We start from the raw sequence: 18,048 nt of genomic DNA, 5'->3' as shown, positions 1-18,048 counted from the left end.
GATTTAATTAAGAAATCCATTTATATGAGATCAATTCAAATTTTGACTATTTAACGTACTGTTTAACATTCTCTCTCACAATAGATGAAGCACCATAATTTTTAATTCCCTTTAACATTGCAGGAAACTTATTTTTGGGTATTAAAACATTAACTTGGGAAAATGTACTTCCCTCCACAACAGTTGGTTCATCTGAACAGTAAGCATTTGATAGTAGGAAATCCTTTACATCAGATACCTTCAGATTAGAAATATTGAACTTGACATCAAAATATTTCCTGGCCTTTATTGCACCGAAAAGCTGTTCAAACATCATATGAGCTTTCTCTTCCTTAGCTCCTTTACAACTTGGTCCGGCATACAGACCTGCACTTGATTCCATTATAGTTTCAAGTTCTTTTAGTCCTGCTTTTTTTAAACTACTCCCAGTTTGAGTATTGTCGACAATAAGATCTGCACCCTTTGCAATATAAACCTCAGTTGCACCATCAGAATTTATGACTTGGACCATCTGATTGTCCCCATCTCTTAATCCTCTTACTTGTACAAATGGAATACTATATCCAAAGACTTCTTTGTATCCCTTGTTGTTCATGAAGAACTGTCGCGTTAAATTAGGATATTCTGTAAAACAAAGTATTGGAGTTTTTCTATCTTTATTGGCCCTGAAGAAGTCAGTTAACGAATTGTAAGGTGATTCTTTTGGAACTCCAACAATTAACCTTGTTTGACCATAATCTAAGTCACCTATTTTTCTTATTAATTTTTCTTTGTAGTTAACAGATTCTTCCTGCACCCAATCTTCACCTATTATAGCAATATCTAGGATTTGACGGTTTAATTCAACAGGCGCACTTTGTGGCCTTGTTAAAAATCCTTTGATCTCAGGATCGTTCATTATTCCAATCTCATTAGATTCTTTACCAGGTTCATATCCCCTCACTTCGTATCCTGCATCAACTAATAACTGATAAGTATTACCCCGGTTAACATTATTTAAACTCCCCTTTGGAAGACCAAGCACTATTTTGTTCATATTAATAAGCAAAGGACAATTTTATATAAATGTTTCGATGAAAAAATTAAAATTTAAAAAAAAATCAAAAAATATATCCTAAAGTTAAATATATCTTTTAATAAATTGGACTCAGTTTTCCTCTAAACATCTTATTTCAGTATCGAATTCATTGAATCTGTTTGCTAGTCCCCTGAAGTAGGGTATGTATACTTTGTAGAAGGCAAGTCTATCAGGGTCTATGTTATTTTTTAAAAGTTCCTTTTTCAACCCCTTAATTCTTTCCTTTGTTTTGGAGTACATTGGGTTGTAAGGATATTCTCCCATAATTATTCCATCAGCACCCATATTGAATGCATGAAGTATATGTTTTGGCATTATCCGGTTCATTGAAGGGATTTTAATAATTCGTATAGAGCTTGGAACATTTATTTTATTTATTCCTATATTATCGGCTGATATATAACCAACTGAATCTAAAAATGTGATTATGCGAGTTTCACCGGGTTTTTTATCCTTTAACATACCTGTGATCATTGAAAGAATCTGTTCATCGGTCTGGCCCATTATTTCTATTGCATTATTTTCACATTCCCATAGACATGCACCACATCCTATACAGGACACAGGATCAACATTCAATACATCATCTTGTATGAATGCTGCTTTATATTTACAAACATCGATACATTTTTTACATAGATTGCATTTGGAATTGTCGATAGTTGCAACAAATGGTTCCAGCTCTACTCCTCCATTTATAAGTTCGGAAACTTTTGCTGCTGCTGCATTTGCTTGAACAATACTGTCTGTAATATCTTTAGGACCTTGTGCAGTTCCACAGACATATATACCTTCCACTTCGGTTGCAACGGGTTTGATCTTGGAATGTTTTTCCTTGACAAAGAGTTCTTCTGTTAAACCAACATCAAGTATATTTGAAACTTCTATAGTACCTTCTGATGGTTCCATTGCAGTTGATAGAACAACTAGATCTGTTTCTATTTCCATTGGCTCTCTAGAAAGGGTATCCTCCAATCTGACAATGAATATACCGTTTTTCTCCTCTATTTCTCCAGGTCTACCTCTTATAAGTCTTACTTCGTTTGATTGCGCATATTTAAAGTATTTTTCATACATTCCAGGAGTTCTCATATCTGTATAGCATATTATTACATCAGTATCCGGATAATGTTGTTTTATTACATTTGCATGCTTTATTGCAACCATACAGCATACTTTAGAACAATACTTTCTTCCCCCTGGTTTTTCATCCCTTGAACCAACACACTGTATCATAACAACCCTTTGAGGAACTTGACCATCTGATGGTTTGAGAAGTTTTCCCTTGGTTGGTCCGTTAACACCCATGATCCTTGCCAGTTCCATCTGAGTTACAATATCTTTGTGCCTACCATAGGAATATTCTGGCCTTTTGCTCATATCAAAAGTTTTATGGCCTGTTGCAATAACAACAGAGCCGGCTGTAATCGGGATAACTTCACCTTCCATTGAAAGGTCTATTGCATTCATTCTACAGGTATCTTGGCATTTTCCACATTCTTTACAGTTTTCAGGGTCTATTGTATATACATCTGGAACAGCCTGTGGAAATGGTTTGTAGATGGCCTTTCTAATGGTCATTCCTTCGTTCCATGAGTCATCAACTTCGACTGGACAGACTTCTGCACAACTTCCACAGCTTATGCACCTGTCTTCTATAACCTTCCTAGCTTTGTTTTCAATTAACAAGTTGAAATTTCCAGCCCTTCGTTCCGCAGCTTTTAATGTGGTATTGGTCATTATTTTAATGTTTTTGTGCTGTACTGCCTCATTGACTAATGGATTTAAGAGACACATAGCACATTCCTCTGCCAATTTCTCTGGGGAAAATAATTTACCCACCTTAACCATGGAACCTCCAATAGTTGGTTCTTCTTCTATAAGGCATGTTTTTATACCTTGTCTTGCAAGTGAAAGCGATGCACTTATACCTGATATTCCACCACCTATCACAGCAGCTGTTTTAGGAGTTTTACGGAGTATTGGGTCTAGTGGTTGAGAATATTTTACCTTTTCTATTGCTGCATTAACAAGGGAAATTGCTTTTTCAGTTGCTGTGTTATTATCTGGATTTACCCATGAACACTGTTCCCTTATATTTGCCATTTCAAGGAGGTAAGGGTTAAGTGGGTTCACATATTTTTGAAAAGTTTTTTCATGTGTTATAGGAGAACAAGCTGCAACAACTACTCTATCAAGGTTTTTCTGTATAATGTTGTCTCTTATGATTTTACGTCCATTTATTGAACATAAGTTCTCAAATTCTTCAACAACCTCAGCATTTACCGATGATCGTAGTTTTTCCATGTCAATGGTGTCTGAGATGTTTCCACCACATCTACAGAGAAAAACACCAATTTTAAGGTCAGGTTTATTTTCGTTAAATGAAGCTTTGCTCATTTTTTTAAATTCCTCCTTGGGAATTGTGAAATATTATTCCATAAATTTATTGTCAATTTTAAGTGATTTTTTAGTGTTAGATTCACTAACTTGATCTTCTTTCAGATCAAATTGCTGTTTTAAACGTTTTAGAAGGGGTTCTATAGGTACAGTATGAGTTTGTATACCTAGAACCATGTAAGGATCTGCTCCCATTGCCAGTGCAATGAACTGTGTAATGTTCAAATGGAATATATTGAATTTTGTTTTTAGTTTATCTTCGATATATGGTTGATAACGGTCAAACTGCATCTGACAATTGGGACACATATGTAACAATATTTCCACATCTTTATCTTTCAATGCCTCGAGCTTTTCTGCTGTTACAGCCAATGAAATTTCCTTGTTTGTAAACCTCTGACGGAACCCCGCACCGCAAGTAACTCTTTTATGGTCATACCATCCAATGGTATTTATTCCAACAGCCTTTACAAGGCCATCTATAAGATTAGGTTCTCTAACACCTTCTATTGTGTCGTTGTAATGAACCTTACAGTAGTGGCAGGCATGATGGGTTGCTATTTTGAATCCTGAAAGATCAACAGTTACTAACTTGGATATTTCATCTTTTTTATTGAATAGGATTTCAGCTACATGGAATATGTTTTTGGATGGATCCATACTGTCCTGTGTGTATTCCATTTCTTCAAGTCCAGATTCATCAAGGATATTATTTACTTGATTTCTTGCATCTTCATTCTGGTTCAATATCTTAACTGTTTTTTTAAGTATTGCATAACATGTTGCACACATGGTTGCTATATTATTATGACCAGTTTCTGCTGCTATATGGAAGTTTCTTGCAGCAAGTGCAGTTGTTGAAAGTTGATCAAATAGATCGTAGTAATGCCCAAGCCCCGTGCAACATGATTGTCTTTCATCCACATAATATTCAACATCGATCCTGTCAAATATATAGCATGTAGATGATTCAACTCCAGGATATTCAACATTCACTAAACAGCTTTTAAAGAGTAAAATATCTTTATCAGGTATAAACTTCATTTTTTACATCTCTTTATTCTTTCAAGCCTTTTTTTAAAGCCGGATTTATCAAGTATAGCTTCAATTTCATCTGTGGATTTTTTGGGTAATATATAGTTTCCAAGACCAAGATCATCACGTATATCCTCAATATTCACCTTCAGATCCATGTAATCTTTTCCAACATCTTTGACCATGACATCAAAAAATTTACTGGGTATGGAACCAACTCCCAGTTCCATAAAACTATCTCCATAAGCACTGAAATCTGTAATTTTTTCGGCACCTTTTCCCCTTTCTATAGACATTTGCCTTAGTATCTGGTTTACTTCGCTTGCATTGTTACCAGATGGGCATACACTGTTACAGGTGTAGCATGAAAAACAGTTCCATATATCTTCATAGTCTATAACTGTTTCATCGTTTTCAAGAACCCTTCTTATCATATCCCTAGGGTCGTATTCTGTTTGACTTGCTCCTGGACAGACGGATGTGCACATACCACATTGTACACACTTGTAAATACCAAGATCTGGGGATGCTTTCATATCATTTAAAACATCCTTTACAAGTTTTAATGAATTTTTGTTAAGTTTAATAGTTTTCATGTTCCAATATACCTCGCGTATATGGTTCTAGCAACCATTTCATCGTTGGTTCCTTTAATAATAGCTCTTCCATCACGGAATAATGAAATTTCTGTTTCATGGTTTTTGAAGAGCATAATAAAATCTGAGCACTTAACTGTACCGAGTTTTTCAAGTTTTTCTCCAATATTTTTAAGTACCAATTCCTTTGGATCTGCAGGTGTGATCTGTATTGCGTTTCTACCGCATAGTGATGTTATTATTTCCTGTTCATCAGACTCTAAAAATTCGAAATTTTCATTAACACAGCACTCACATTTTTCATTCTTTTTAACCATTATACTGTCGAAAGATTGTTTCCATATATCGTATACAACTAAGTTACTGTGGGTTGATTCTATTTCATCATAATATCCTAATAATATTTTAATTGCTTCGGTTGTTTCTATTGAACCCATTATAACCGTTGCTGTATTCAATACTCCCATTGTATCACATGTTGGGAGTGATCCTGACTTGGGTACACCGGGGTAGAGACATCTGATACATGCTTTTTCGGGTATTATGTTCATACTCATTCCAGATGTTCCTATGGCACCGGTGTAAATCCATGGAATTTTATGTTTAACACAAACATCATTTATCAACATTCTGGTCTGTATATTGTCTGTTCCATCGATTACAATGTCCACACCTTTTAACAGATCCTCAACATTGGTATAGTTTACATCCTTAATAACTGGATATACATCAATTCCAGAATTTATTGCTTTAACCTTCTCTGCTGCTGCAACTGCTTTAGGTGTCCCAATATCATTTTCATCAAAGAGCATTTGTCTCTGCAGATTGTTAAGCTCTACAAAATCCCTGTCAATAATATAAATTTTCCCAATACCTGCACGGGCCAAATTATTGGCAGCAACAGTACCCAGCGCACCACAACCTACAATGGCAGCGCTACTAGCAAGAAGTTTTTTCTGTCCCTCTTCTCCAATGTTTTGCAATATTATTTGTCGTGCATATCTGTTTTGCATAATAAATCTTCCTAATTTTATTATTTCTTAAATTAATCTGTTATGATGACATTTTTTTATGATAATATGATTTATTATAAAAATTTAAATTATTTTTTAAAAATAAAAATTAAAGAAATTAATATTCACCTTTCAGTTGTGATTGAATTAATAGTTTCCGGTGTGAATTCTCCCATAATAATATTTGAAAGCCTTTTAGAAAGGGCAGCTATAGTGAGTATAGGTGGTCTTCCTGGTGCTTGAGGTATTACACTTGCATCTGAAATATACAGTCCTTTTACTTGTGTTTCAAGGTTTTTATCAACAACTTTGCCAATTGCTGCTGTTCCCCCTGGATGAGCACCCCTTATAGGAGTGGATGATATTGAAGATATTTCTACTCCAACAGCCTTTAAAAGTTCAACAGCTTTCTTATAACCTTCTGTCAAAAGATCTAAGTCTCTTTGTGTCAGTTTTTTCTCAATTTTACCTTCTTCCCCAATCTTACCATTGGCTTCGTCTGCTATCTTAACCATTATCCTATAACATCTTCAGGACGAGGATTATATCCCTTCTCTTCTATTAATGGTATTAGTTGGTTTGAAAAATGTGGCGATAAAAAGTAAGGACCAAACTCTGATTTAACTCCCATAGGAATTTCCTTGTTGAGTTTGATATCCTTGAGATAACCTCCAACTGTAATGAACAGATCTGTGAAGAGCCCATCACCAACATGTTTCACAATACCCGAATCTATGAGTATTTTGGGAGTGTTCAAAGCCCCAGCAGCAACTATCACTTTCCGGGCTTTATACGAAATTGTTTTACCGTTGTTATCTATTCCTTCAACTCCGTCAACAATTCCATTATTGTGTAAAACTTTTAAGACTGTAAAATTAGTGATTACTTCGGTATTATTGTTATTTTCAATTATCTGATTTATAAAATGAGATGCATCCCATTTGGCACCTTTTGTACATCCCATAATACAGAGTCCGCAGCTGTCACATTTTTCTAAGTCAATGAATTTGGGCATGGGTTCCATGAAGTATCCGAGTTTTTCACCTTCTTCCACAATTCTGCGTGTTGCTTGTCCCATTCTTTCAGCTGGTAGAGATCCAACCTTTAGATTCTTACTTGCATCGAGTAGTTCTTCAAAGAGTTCCATATCATGTACTTTAAATTGGGCTGTAGCAGAGTTTTTATAACAACTTGTACATGCATAACATGCATTTGCAAGTGATGCTGGTGTTGTACCGCCTACACCTTCGATATTCATGAGCTCGGGAGCATGTTTCAAAAATTCATATTCTTCATTATCATGATCTCCATCTGGTAATCTAAGGTTTAAAGCCGTGTTTTTAATATGGCTGGCTGCAGTTCCATCTGGATAATCAGCGCCTTTTTCAAGTACGAGTATGTTCAATTTTTTATTAGAAAGTTCATGTGCAACCGTTGCCCCCCCAGCTCCGGTTCCCACAATTATAACATCGTATATCATGGTTTTCACTTTTAATTTTTTTTTAAATCTAATTCTTATCACTATAGGGAATTAATCAATAACAATTAGATAACAATTGTTAAGTACATGATTAATAAATCTATTGATCAGCTTAATTGGATTAGAATATTTTATCATAAAAAAAAAATATTTGAACAATAAATAGAATATACCATGAAGATATCAAGTGGATTTATCTTCTAAAACAATATCAAGATCCTTTAATCTGCTTCTTATCTCATCAGAAAGTGCCCATTCCTTTTTTTCGCGCAATTTTTCTCTTACATCTTTAAGAAGTGTAACCAAGTCGTCTTCTAGTCCCTCTTCATTGTTTTGTTTGACTGAAAAATCAAATCCTAATATAACACCAAATTCTATAATTAATGCTTTTAGTTTGGTTAATGAATTTTTTGAAATATTAGATTGATTAATATCCCTATTAACTTCCCTTATAAGATCAAAAACCGATGAAAAAGCTGAAGGGGTGTTAAAATCATTGTCCATGGCATCGAAGAATTCTTTTCGGACTTTAACTAGTTTTTCAATGTATTCTACATCGTTTTCCATAGATATCTTGGTATCTTCATCTAACATTTCGTTTATTGTTTCGATGAACTTGTAGATCCTCTGAAGTCCCTTTTGGGATTGAGATAGTATTTCTTGACTGAAGTCAATTGGACTCCTGTAATGTGTTGAAAGAACAAAGAATCTGAAAACCTCTGAGGAGTATTCCTGCAAGAGTTCATTTATGGTTATGAAGTTACCAAGGGATTTGGACATTTTTTCACCCTTGACATTTAAAAATCCAGTGTGCATCCAGTAGCGTACCATAGGTTTTTTGCCCGAAGCTGCTTCCATCTGTGCAATTTCCGCTTCATGATGGGGGAATATAAGGTCAAGACCGCCTCCATGTATATCATATTGGGGTCCAAAATATGTTTCTGTTATTGCTGTATCTTCTATATGCCAGCCGGGTCTTCCTGTGCCCCACGGTGAATCCCAGATCATTTCCTGACTTTCAGATTTATTTTTCCTCTTTTTCCAGAGTGCAAAATCACCAGGATTCCTTTTGGAACTGTCAGGTCCTATCCTATGAACATTCAGGTCTTCAAGGTTACGGTTTGATAACTTACCAAAGTCTTCAAACTTAGATTCATCAAAATAAACACCCTTATCAGTTTCGTAGGCATAACCCTTCTCTATGAGAATTTCTATCTGTTTTATGATCTCTGGGATATGTTCTGTTGCCCTTGCATATAAGTTAACGTTTTCAACACCCAATATCTTCATATCATAGAGATATTTTTCTTCATATCTCCTTGCGAGTTCTATTGGTGATGAACCTAATTCATCTGCCCTTTTTAAGATTTTATCGTCTAGATCAGTTATGTTTTGAATGTAAAACACAGTAAATCCACTGTACTTCAAATATCTTGCAATCACATCAAAAGATATATAGGTTCTTGCATGTCCTATATGCGAGTGATCGTATACTGTTGGCCCACATACAAATAATTTTACCCGGTTTCCTTGTATTGGCTTGAATATTTCCTTTCTGCGGGTCATTGTGTTGTACAGTTTTATCATGTGTTTCACTAGTCCATATAGTTCTACAAATAAAGTTTTGATAAATTATTAAGTTTACTATTTATTTAAGAATGTTTATATTTTTAACAAAAAATTTTTTAGATCATGAAAATTATTTACCTGATCCCTAAATTTGGTTATAATTAAAAAATGTAGGCCGAGATTGGGAATTGAACCCAAGTATCGTGGTTTGCAGCCACGCACCTAGCCGCTCGGTCATCTCGGCAAAATAATGCCTTAAATATATATTAATTTCAGCAGCAGTACTAGATTAACAATTGTTATATAAATAGTTTTTGTATATTTTATAAAGAATTTCCATACGTGGATTTCTTTTTAAAGTTATTTAATTAACATTACTATATACAATATCATCTTTGTACTATAAAATATTATCATATATATTTTTACTTCAGCACTTCAATAAAAAAAGAATTATAATAAAAATTAATTTAATATCTTCTTATCCTATCTTTTTACCTGCATCAGGGCCAGGCTGTATTGAATATATTTCTTCTACTTTCATTAATATGGCAGCCTTTGGGGTTAATTTGGTCATGGCGTTTTGGCCCCATTCTGTCACTATGTCGAAGTATTTTCCAGATTCAACAATTTCTATTTTTCCTTTAAATTGGAATGGGCATTTAGTTGCATCTTTAGTAACTAGGGAAATATTTGGATTTTCTTCAAGATTTTTACGTGTTTTATTCATGTAGTTATCTGCAATAAGAATAGTTTCATCATCTATAGGTCTTGCAAATCCTATTGGAACAACATTTGGAATTCCTTCCTTGGATGAGGTTGCAAGAAAGACTAAGTCCTTTTCAACTGCGTCTATCATTTCTTTAGTCATAGTCATATTATCACCAATTATATATAACAATTGTTAATAATATAAATGTTGTGGAAAAAATGTCTGAAAAGAAAATTAAGTTGGTTAATACAAATGAAATTCAAATTTATATGATTAATATTCATAATTCCAGTTTTTGCTTTTAATAATATACTAATTTGGATCTAAATGGTAAACCAGACAGAGGAAACTTTAAATAAGATAAAAAAATAACAATTGTTATATTTTTGTTAAGTGGTATTTTTGGATTATAAGTACAATTAAAGATTAAAATAACGTCCAACCAGAAAAGAAGAAACCCAGAACACTATTGTTTAATGAAAATACACAAATATGAATTAAAATTAGGATAAAATCTTCCGGATATTAATTAAATGGAGGAAAAAAAAAATGACAGAAGAAAAAAAAGAATCAGTATTGGGAAATATTAAATCTAAATTAAACGGGGATAAAAACAAATCAGAAGAATGGCATGGCCCAGGATTAAGTACCATAGGTCTGCATGTTGGACAGGAAGAACCAGATTCAGCAACAGGATCAAGAGCTGTACCTATATACTTAACATCATCCTATGTATTCAAAGACACTGAACATGCAGCAAATCTCTTTGGACTTAAAGAATTTGGAAACATTTACACAAGGATCATGAATCCTACCACAGATATCTTTGAAAAGAGGGTAGCAGCAGTTGAAGGCGGAACAAGTGCACTTGCAGTTTCATCAGGAATGAGTGCAATATTTCTGGCCATACTGAATGTAACAGAACTTGGAGATAATATAGTCTCAGGTGACAACCTTTATGGAGGAACATACGAACTATTCAACTACTCACTTCCACGTCTAGGAAGAACTGTAAAATTTGTTGATTCAGAAACACCAGAAGATTTCAAAGCTGCAATAGATGAAAAAACCAAAGCATTATATGTTGAATCACTCGGAAACCCAAAACTTGATGTACCGGACTTTGAAGTACTTGCTGAAATAGCACATGACGCAGGAATACCTTTAATTGTAGATAATACATCAACAGTGGGACTTGTAAGACCAATAGAACACGGTGCAGACATATCTGTATTATCTGCAACTAAATATATTGGTGGACACGGAACATCCATTGGTGGTGTCATAGTGGACTCTGGTAATTTCAATTGGGGTAATGGTAAATTCCCGGAATTTACAGAACCAGATCCAAGTTATCATGGACTCAAATACTGGGAAACATTTGGAGACTTCCCTGAAGCAGGTAACATTGCATTCACAATAAGAGCTCGTGTAGTACTTTTAAGAGATCTTGGACCTGCCTTAAGCCCATTCAATGCATTCCAATTCCTACAAGGACTGGAAACACTTGAGATAAGGGTTTACAGACATGCTGAAAATGCACTTAAAGTTGCAAAGTACCTGAAAAATCATCCAAAAGTTTCATGGGTGAACTATCCTGGACTAGAAGACGATCCTAAACATGAGATTGCTAGTAAATACCTCAAAGGAGGCTATGGTGGATTAATAGGATTCGGTATTAAAGGAGGATTAGAAGCAGGACAGAAGTTCATTGAAAGTGTTAAATTATTCTCACACCTTGCAAACATTGGAGATTCAAAGAGCCTTGTTATACACCCATCAAGCACAACTCACCAACAGTTAACCCGAGAAGAACAGGAAACAACAGGCGTTACAGAAGACTTTGTTAGACTTTCAATAGGAATTGAAGATGTGGAAGATATCATAGCAGATATTGAACAAGCACTTGCAAAAATTTAATCAAAAACTAAATTGCATATGAAATAATCAAGGAAAAATTAGTGCAGTTGAAATATGTCACAAATATCATTAATTTACTCGGATGAAAAAAGATTTAGTTGTTGACCCTAAAAAAGATAATTGGGGTATAATTAATAAGGAGAAGAAATATGAAAAACGAATCAATCGGGATTGTAGAAACTAAATACCATTCACTATCCGATGATTTGATCCTTGAAAGTGGAGAAAAGCTAAATAACCCTCAAATAGCATATGAAACCTATGGTAAGCTGAATAAAGAAAAAAGCAATGCTATATTAGTCTGCCATCCTCTTTCAGGAGATGCCCATGTTGCAGGTTGGTATGAGGGGGATAAAAAACCAGGTTGGTGGGATATAATCATTGGCCCAGGTAAATGCCTTGACACAGACAAGTATTTCATAATATGTTCTAATGTTATTGGTGGTTGCATGGGATCAACAGGCCCGGCTTCAATAAATCCTGATACCAAAAAACCATATGGGCTGGATTTCCCTATAATAACCATCAAAGACATGGTTAATGCCCAGAAAAAATTGGTAAACTCAATAGGAGTTAAACAGCTTTTTGCTGTAATAGGAGGTTCTATGGGTGGAATGCAGGTTTTACAATGGTGTATATCATATCCCGAAATGGTTAGATCTGCTATTCCAATAGCAACAACAGCATATTCATCTCCACAACAGATAGCATTTAACGAGGTTGGTAGGAGAGCCATAATATCAGATCCCGACTGGAATAATGGCTATTATTATGACTCTGAATTTCCAGATGATGGTCTAGCTTTAGCCAGAATGATAGGACACATAACTTACCTTAGTAACGAATCCATGTACCAGAAATTTGGAAGAAGACTGCAGGATAAGGATGATTATGGCTTCGATTTTGAAACAGATTTTGAAGTTGAAAGTTACCTCCATTATCAGGGCAATTCTTTTACAAAGAGATTCGATGCAAACTCATATTTATACATTTCAAAGGCAATAGACTATTTTGATCTTGCAGGTAAAGGATCTCTTGCAGAAACATTCTACGGCCTTAAAATCAAATTTTTAGTAATATCAGTTGATTCAGACTGGTTATATCCTCCATCACAGTCTAAAGATATAGTAATGGGGTTAAATGCAAATGATATTGATGTAAGGTACTGTGAAATAAAATCAAGTTATGGCCATGATGCATTCCTTATAGAGGCAGGGCAGTTAAACTATTTGATAGCAGGATTTTTATCGGACACACTTGTTAAGGATGTTATGACTAGGGAATTTGCTAAGATAAAGGAGAATTCAAGCATTGAAAATGCTGCAGAGTTAATGCTACAAAAAAAAGTCACACATATACCAGTAATATCAACTGAAGATAAATTACTTGGAATAGTTACAGCATGGGACGTATCCAAATCAGTTGCACTAAAAATTAGTGAATTGGATGATATAATGACCAAAGAAGTAATAGTAGTAAGTCCAGAAGATCCAATAGAGCTTGCAGCTAGAAAGATGAAGGAATATAGTATATCCTCTCTTCCAGTAGTGGATGATAATGATAAAGTCATTGGAATCGTAACCACAGACCATATAAGCACATTAATGACTGAAAATTAATGTAATCAAATATTTTTTCTTTGTTACTTGTACGGGTTAAATTACTAAAAACTTACCTTAAAATAGTACTGAAAAAGTTAGTTACCGATTATAATACTATAGAAACTGAATATTAATAATATTAATTATTATTTTTTAGAATATTGATGTTAGTATATAAAAATAGTTTTCTTATTCTTTTAATAGCCTAAAAAAATATATCTAACCTAATAATAACTTAATAATACATTATAAAAACTCTGGAATAGTTTTGTAAATAACATTTAAATATAACTATAGTTATAAAATAATTAATGAATATTTTAAGCCCATAAAAAAAAATATTATTAATACGACTAAAAAATGAAATATAAATAAAATTGATTATTTTAACAAAAATACAAGAGGTTATAGACATGATTTATTTGGATCATTCAGCAACATCCCCAGTAGATCCTGAAGTATTTGAAGCAATGAAACCATATTTCATAGATTCCTTTGGAAATGCATCTACTCTGTATTCGCTTGGAAGAGAAGGCAAAAATGCAATGGAAGCAGCAAGGGAACAAGTAGCATCCATAATAGGTGCTGAAACAAAGGAAATTATTTTCACAAGTGGCGGTACAGAATCAGATAACATTGCAATAAAGGGAACAGCTTATAAATTTAAAAATAAAGGAAATCATATCATTACAAGTACAATAGAACATCCTGCAGTTTATGAAACATGTAAATACCTTGAAAAAAATGGATTTGAAGTTACTTACCTTCCAGTTTATAACGATGGTATTGTAAAGGTTTCAGATCTGAAAGAAGCTATTACCGACAAAACCATTTTAATTACTATTATGCATGCAAACAATGAAATAGGTACTATCCAGCCAATAGCAGAGATCGGTGCAATAGCCCGTGAAAAGGGCATATATTTCCATACAGATGCAGTTCAGACTGTTGGAAAAATACCTGTTGATGTAAAGGAAATGAACGTGGATATGCTTTCATTATCATCACACAAACTATACGGACCAAAGGGTGTTGGTGCATTATATATAAGAAAAGGAGTTAGAGTAGAACCAATTATTCACGGTGGAGGGCATGAAAGAGGTATCAGACCAGGTACGGAGAATATTCCCGGAATTGTTGGTCTTGGTAAAGCATGTTCAATTGCAAAGGAAAACCTTGTAAGGGATGCACAAAAACTCACAAGTTTAAGAGACAAACTCATCGATAGTGTACTTGAACAGGTCGAAGATTCATATCTAAACGGTCACAGAACTAAACGTCTCCCAAATAATGCAAACTTTAGATTTACTGCTATCGAGGGAGAATCATTAATTCTTACACTTGACTCCAAGGGTATTGCCTCATCAACAGGATCAGCCTGTTCTTCAACTAAATTGGAACCATCACATGTTCTAATGGCAATAGGACTCAAGGAAGTAGAGTCACACGGATCTTTAAGAATAAGCTTGGGACATGAAAATACAGAGGAAGATATTAATTATACAATCAATGCTATAAAAGAAGTTGTTGCAAAGTTAAGGAAGATGTCACCTCTATGGTGTGCAAGTGGGACATAAATGTCCCATTTTGTCTATAAATAAGGAGTGATATTTATTTTATTTAAAGTCCCTCTTTAGCTTTGATTAATATCTACTGAATCACAAAATTCAGATTTATCTATCAATTTATTTTTTTCTTAACTCTTACTAAATATTCAAGTCTAAAGTTATTTATCTAACAGCCAACAATAGTTTATAAGTACAAATGCAGATTTTAGTACCAAATAATAGTAAATATACTATTTTACTAAGAAATATTTTATTAATGTTTAATATTTTTCGTTCATTGTATTTTAATTTGATAATTATATTTAATGTCCATTAAAAAGGATAAATAGGATCAAAGAGGTAGTTTTGAATGGTTTATGTTCCTGATTCAGTTAGTTTATTATCCGGCAAGAATGCTCTTATATTATTTTTTGGAGTTTACCTTACTGTTGTTATAAATTTGATAAGAAAGTACCGTACGTTTGATATTTACTTGTTCTTTTCTAATGATAAATCAAAAAGAAATAGGTCAATACGCAGATTTATTTCAGGGTTTATAATAATCGATGTGATGCCCATTTTATGGTTTTTAGTACTTTATACATTTATAATTCCAAATCAACCCGGACCATTTCCAATTATGGCTGCAGCATTTGCAGCCCTATCCATCTTGGGTTTTGCACGTATTCTCCATTCTGTTATTGCAACTGAAAAACATAAAAAATTTTATTCAGATGAAGACTTTAACATTGTCATGTCAAAATGGGGCAGGGGGGATGATCCAGATAACAGTTTTAAAGCACATTTCATAACAGGATTCTCTTACTTAATTATATTTCCTGTTATAGCCTATTTGATTGTAATCATATAATTGGTAATTTTTAGATTAAAATGAGCCAAAAAAAATGAATTCAATTGCCAATTAACAGTTTATCAAATCAATATGTTTTAAAGTTTTTTTTCAAATTTTCAAGCTTGGAAATCATAGCAGATAAATCATTAATCATACTTTGTTGTTGTTTTATCTCATATTCATCAATGAATTTAAATTTTGTAAGATTTTTTTTATAATCTATAAGACATTTTAACTTTTCAGAACAAGATGGATCTTCCCAAACTTCAATGTTTATACATTCAGCACACAGGGAAAAGGATTTTAACATAATCATATTAAAGGTAAATCCCTCAGAAGTGGCATAATTAACCATAATATATCATCTCCTTGAATTTAAAACTTATTAAATTTGTGTCAATTGTTGTAATTAAATTTCAAATGATTTTAAAATTATAACTTCCTCAATAATTAAAAAAAAAATGATAAAAGAGAAATAAATACATTAACCAATAAACTAGGCTATTAGTTCTTTAGGAATGACTAATGTCCTTTGGTTAAAAAATTATTACTTGAAACCAGAATGTTTCCTGACTTCAGGTATCAAATATTTTAATCTATATTCACTTTAGTTATATCTTCTACTGTTTTTGGAAGTACTATGGTTAATGTACAATTTTTGTAGTTTGCTTTGGCTTCATGTACTTTTATTTCAGATGATAACATAATTTTTCGATGAGTTTTTCCATAACTTCTCTCTTTTTTTGTGAATTTTATTTCTTCATCCTCGGGTTCATCTTTAAACATTGCAATTATCTCAACACGGTTTTTTGATATGCCAAGATCTATATCGTCCTTTTTAAGACCTGAAATATCTGCTATAATGGTAACTGTATCATTAGTTTCCATTACATCGACCAATGGTTTTTCTACAAGGTTTTTAGATTCGTCTTCAGTATAATCTGATATGGCATCATTAATCTGCCCTGTTCCCTGCTTAAATCTGTTAACTATATCGTTAAGGATTTTCTCTGCAGGTGTCAAGCCTTCTTCTTCACTTTCTTTTTCAAGCTTCTCTTTCTGCTCTTCAGCTTCTTTTTTAACATCTTCAAGACTGGATTTCACATCTTCTTTTTTTTCTTCTGCACCTTTTTTCACTTCATGGATCTTACTGCTCATATCCTCTTTCTTTTCTGCCATTTTTGCTTTGGTTTCCTTCATCTTAGCTTCCATTTCTTCTTTCTTTCCAGATGAAGTTCCTTTTATATCAATAACTTTTCCTTCATCTGTCTTTTCCAATTTCATTTTCTTTTCTAATTCTGGATCTGATTCATATTTTTCTGCCATAATAAATCCTCCATTTGAATCATAATTGTATCCAAAGCCTTAAATATTGCTTATTTTTTATTTAACCGGCAAATTAAATTGATATGTCAAATATGATCTGCAATTTTCATAAAATTCCGCTCCTTTTAAGCCAGTTTCAGACAATTACTTGGATTGATCATCGGTTTGTTAAAAAAATATAGGGAAGGGTTAATTGGAATGTGTTTTATTTTTTGTTGAAAAGTTTACTTTTTAAGAGTACATTATCACCAATTTTATCAACCATGTTGATGGGTACTATTTTTTTTCACCTAATCCAATTTTAGATGAAATTCCTGCCTCTTTGAGCTCGATAGATTCAACGCGTTTGGAGTTAAAATCCCATTCTACATCCTTAACAACACTTACTTGATCTCCAGATGAATCAATGACATTTTTTCCAATTAATTCACTTTCTATCTTCATTTTTTCACCTCCAATAATTGGATTAAGTATTAAAGTATAATTCAATTACACCCTAATACAACTTATACAAACCTATTTTATGATTTTAATTTCTTAACTATCTTCTGTTTAAAATAATGAATATACAATTTCAAAATTATTAGAAACAATTTTTTATAAATTCATTTTTTGATTTTAAACTAATGGAAAAAACAATAAAGCTTTAAATTACATAATGAACCATTTTATAAGTATAAAATTAGATTTAATTACTTCTAATAGAATATAAAGTAAATTACTGATTGAATTTTGGATTATCTAATTAATCCAATAACATTTAAATATAACTATAGTTATATATTAGATAGGAAGTTCTATTAGCTTCAAAATTCTATATTATATTGACATTAGACCATTTACTAAAATAAATTAAATTGTTTAATTGTTACATCACCAAACCAGTGGACCTTGATCAATTCATCAACGTTGTGAAGT

16 protein-coding genes and 1 tRNA gene are annotated in these 18,048 nt (G+C 33.0%); 4 read left to right on the top strand and 13 right to left on the bottom strand.

Annotated elements, in window-relative coordinates; genetic code table 11:
* Nucleotides 1-46 precede the first annotated feature (46 nt).
* The 10 genes from hisG to K8N75_RS04825 all read right to left on the bottom strand — a co-directional run bounded on the left by hisG (nt 47) and on the right by K8N75_RS04825 (nt 10,048).
* Nucleotides 47-1,036: an ATP phosphoribosyltransferase gene (hisG, locus tag K8N75_RS04870; RefSeq protein WP_223790995.1), complete on the bottom strand. Its 990-nt coding sequence runs from the start codon at nt 1,034-1,036 to the stop codon at nt 47-49.
* A gap of 111 nt (nt 1,037-1,147) precedes the next feature.
* Nucleotides 1,148-3,478: a ferredoxin:CoB-CoM heterodisulfide reductase subunit HdrA gene (gene hdrA / locus K8N75_RS04865; protein WP_223790994.1), complete on the bottom strand. Its 2,331-nt coding sequence runs from the start codon at nt 3,476-3,478 to the stop codon at nt 1,148-1,150.
* A gap of 33 nt (nt 3,479-3,511) precedes the next feature.
* On the bottom strand, nt 3,512-4,522 hold the full coding sequence (gene hdrB / locus K8N75_RS04860; RefSeq protein ID WP_223790993.1) for a ferredoxin:CoB-CoM heterodisulfide reductase subunit HdrB: 1,011 nt from the start codon (nt 4,520-4,522) through the stop codon (nt 3,512-3,514).
* On the bottom strand, nt 4,519-5,109 hold the full coding sequence (gene hdrC, locus K8N75_RS04855; protein ID WP_223790992.1) for a ferredoxin:CoB-CoM heterodisulfide reductase subunit HdrC: 591 nt from the start codon (nt 5,107-5,109) through the stop codon (nt 4,519-4,521). Before hdrC ends, hdrB begins: the two co-directional genes overlap by 4 nt.
* The gene (locus K8N75_RS04850) at nt 5,106-6,122 is read right to left on the bottom strand and encodes a ThiF family adenylyltransferase (RefSeq protein ID WP_223790991.1); all 1,017 of its coding nucleotides are present in this window, start codon (nt 6,120-6,122) and stop codon (nt 5,106-5,108) included. The genes hdrC and K8N75_RS04850 overlap by 4 nt, the downstream gene beginning before the upstream one ends.
* 125 nt (nt 6,123-6,247) lie before the next feature.
* Nucleotides 6,248-6,637 carry a GMC oxidoreductase gene (locus K8N75_RS04845; protein WP_223790990.1) on the bottom strand — a complete coding sequence of 130 codons (390 nt, stop codon included), beginning with the start codon at nt 6,635-6,637 and terminating at the stop codon, nt 6,248-6,250.
* A complete protein-coding gene (locus tag K8N75_RS04840; protein WP_223790989.1) occupies nt 6,637-7,602 on the bottom strand; it encodes an FAD-dependent oxidoreductase in 966 nt (321 codons plus the stop codon). The genes K8N75_RS04845 and K8N75_RS04840 overlap by 1 nt, the downstream gene beginning before the upstream one ends.
* Before the next feature lie 183 nt (nt 7,603-7,785).
* Nucleotides 7,786-9,189 carry a cysteine--tRNA ligase gene (cysS, locus tag K8N75_RS04835; protein WP_223790988.1) on the bottom strand — a complete coding sequence of 468 codons (1,404 nt, stop codon included), beginning with the start codon at nt 9,187-9,189 and terminating at the stop codon, nt 7,786-7,788.
* 155 nt (nt 9,190-9,344) lie between these two features.
* Nucleotides 9,345-9,415 (bottom strand) — tRNA-Cys (locus K8N75_RS04830).
* A 237-nt stretch (nt 9,416-9,652) separates the two neighbouring features.
* The gene (locus tag K8N75_RS04825; protein ID WP_223790987.1) at nt 9,653-10,048 is read right to left on the bottom strand and encodes a pyridoxamine 5'-phosphate oxidase family protein; all 396 of its coding nucleotides are present in this window, start codon (nt 10,046-10,048) and stop codon (nt 9,653-9,655) included.
* Nucleotides 10,049-10,432: 384 nt separating this feature from the next.
* Between K8N75_RS04825 and K8N75_RS04820 the strand changes: the two genes are divergently transcribed.
* The 4 genes from K8N75_RS04820 to K8N75_RS04805 all read left to right on the top strand — a co-directional run bounded on the left by K8N75_RS04820 (nt 10,433) and on the right by K8N75_RS04805 (nt 15,822).
* Nucleotides 10,433-11,803, top strand: a complete 1,371-nt coding sequence (locus tag K8N75_RS04820) for an O-acetylhomoserine aminocarboxypropyltransferase/cysteine synthase family protein (protein WP_223790986.1) — start codon at nt 10,433-10,435, stop codon at nt 11,801-11,803.
* Nucleotides 11,804-11,952: 149 nt separating this feature from the next.
* Nucleotides 11,953-13,422, top strand: coding sequence for a homoserine O-acetyltransferase MetX (gene metX / locus K8N75_RS04815; RefSeq protein ID WP_223790985.1), 1,470 nt, complete (start codon nt 11,953-11,955; stop codon nt 13,420-13,422).
* 398 nt (nt 13,423-13,820) lie between these two features.
* On the top strand, nt 13,821-14,981 hold the full coding sequence (nifS, locus tag K8N75_RS04810) for a cysteine desulfurase NifS (RefSeq protein ID WP_338038028.1): 1,161 nt from the start codon (nt 13,821-13,823) through the stop codon (nt 14,979-14,981).
* Nucleotides 14,982-15,321: 340 nt separating this feature from the next.
* Nucleotides 15,322-15,822, top strand: a complete 501-nt coding sequence (locus tag K8N75_RS04805; RefSeq protein ID WP_223790983.1) for a hypothetical protein — start codon at nt 15,322-15,324, stop codon at nt 15,820-15,822.
* A gap of 67 nt (nt 15,823-15,889) precedes the next feature.
* Here the strand turns inward: K8N75_RS04805 and K8N75_RS04800 are convergent, their stop codons facing one another.
* The 3 genes from K8N75_RS04800 to K8N75_RS04790 form a co-directional block, all read right to left on the bottom strand.
* On the bottom strand, nt 15,890-16,159 hold the full coding sequence (locus K8N75_RS04800) for a hypothetical protein (protein ID WP_223790982.1): 270 nt from the start codon (nt 16,157-16,159) through the stop codon (nt 15,890-15,892).
* A 236-nt stretch (nt 16,160-16,395) separates the two neighbouring features.
* Nucleotides 16,396-17,130, bottom strand: a complete 735-nt coding sequence (locus tag K8N75_RS04795) for an Hsp20/alpha crystallin family protein (protein WP_223790981.1) — start codon at nt 17,128-17,130, stop codon at nt 16,396-16,398.
* Between the two features lie 276 nt (nt 17,131-17,406).
* Entirely contained in the window at nt 17,407-17,574 is a 168-nt protein-coding gene (locus tag K8N75_RS04790) for a PRC-barrel domain-containing protein (RefSeq protein WP_223790980.1), read from the bottom strand.
* Nucleotides 17,575-18,048: the final 474 nt, after the last annotated feature.

The organism is Methanobacterium spitsbergense, from assembly GCF_019931065.1.
GTDB classification, from domain to species: Archaea; Methanobacteriota; Methanobacteria; order Methanobacteriales; family Methanobacteriaceae; genus Methanobacterium_B; species Methanobacterium_B spitsbergense.
The sequence above is the reverse complement of the archived record's forward strand: the minus strand, read 5'-3'. Positions and strand labels throughout refer to the sequence as shown.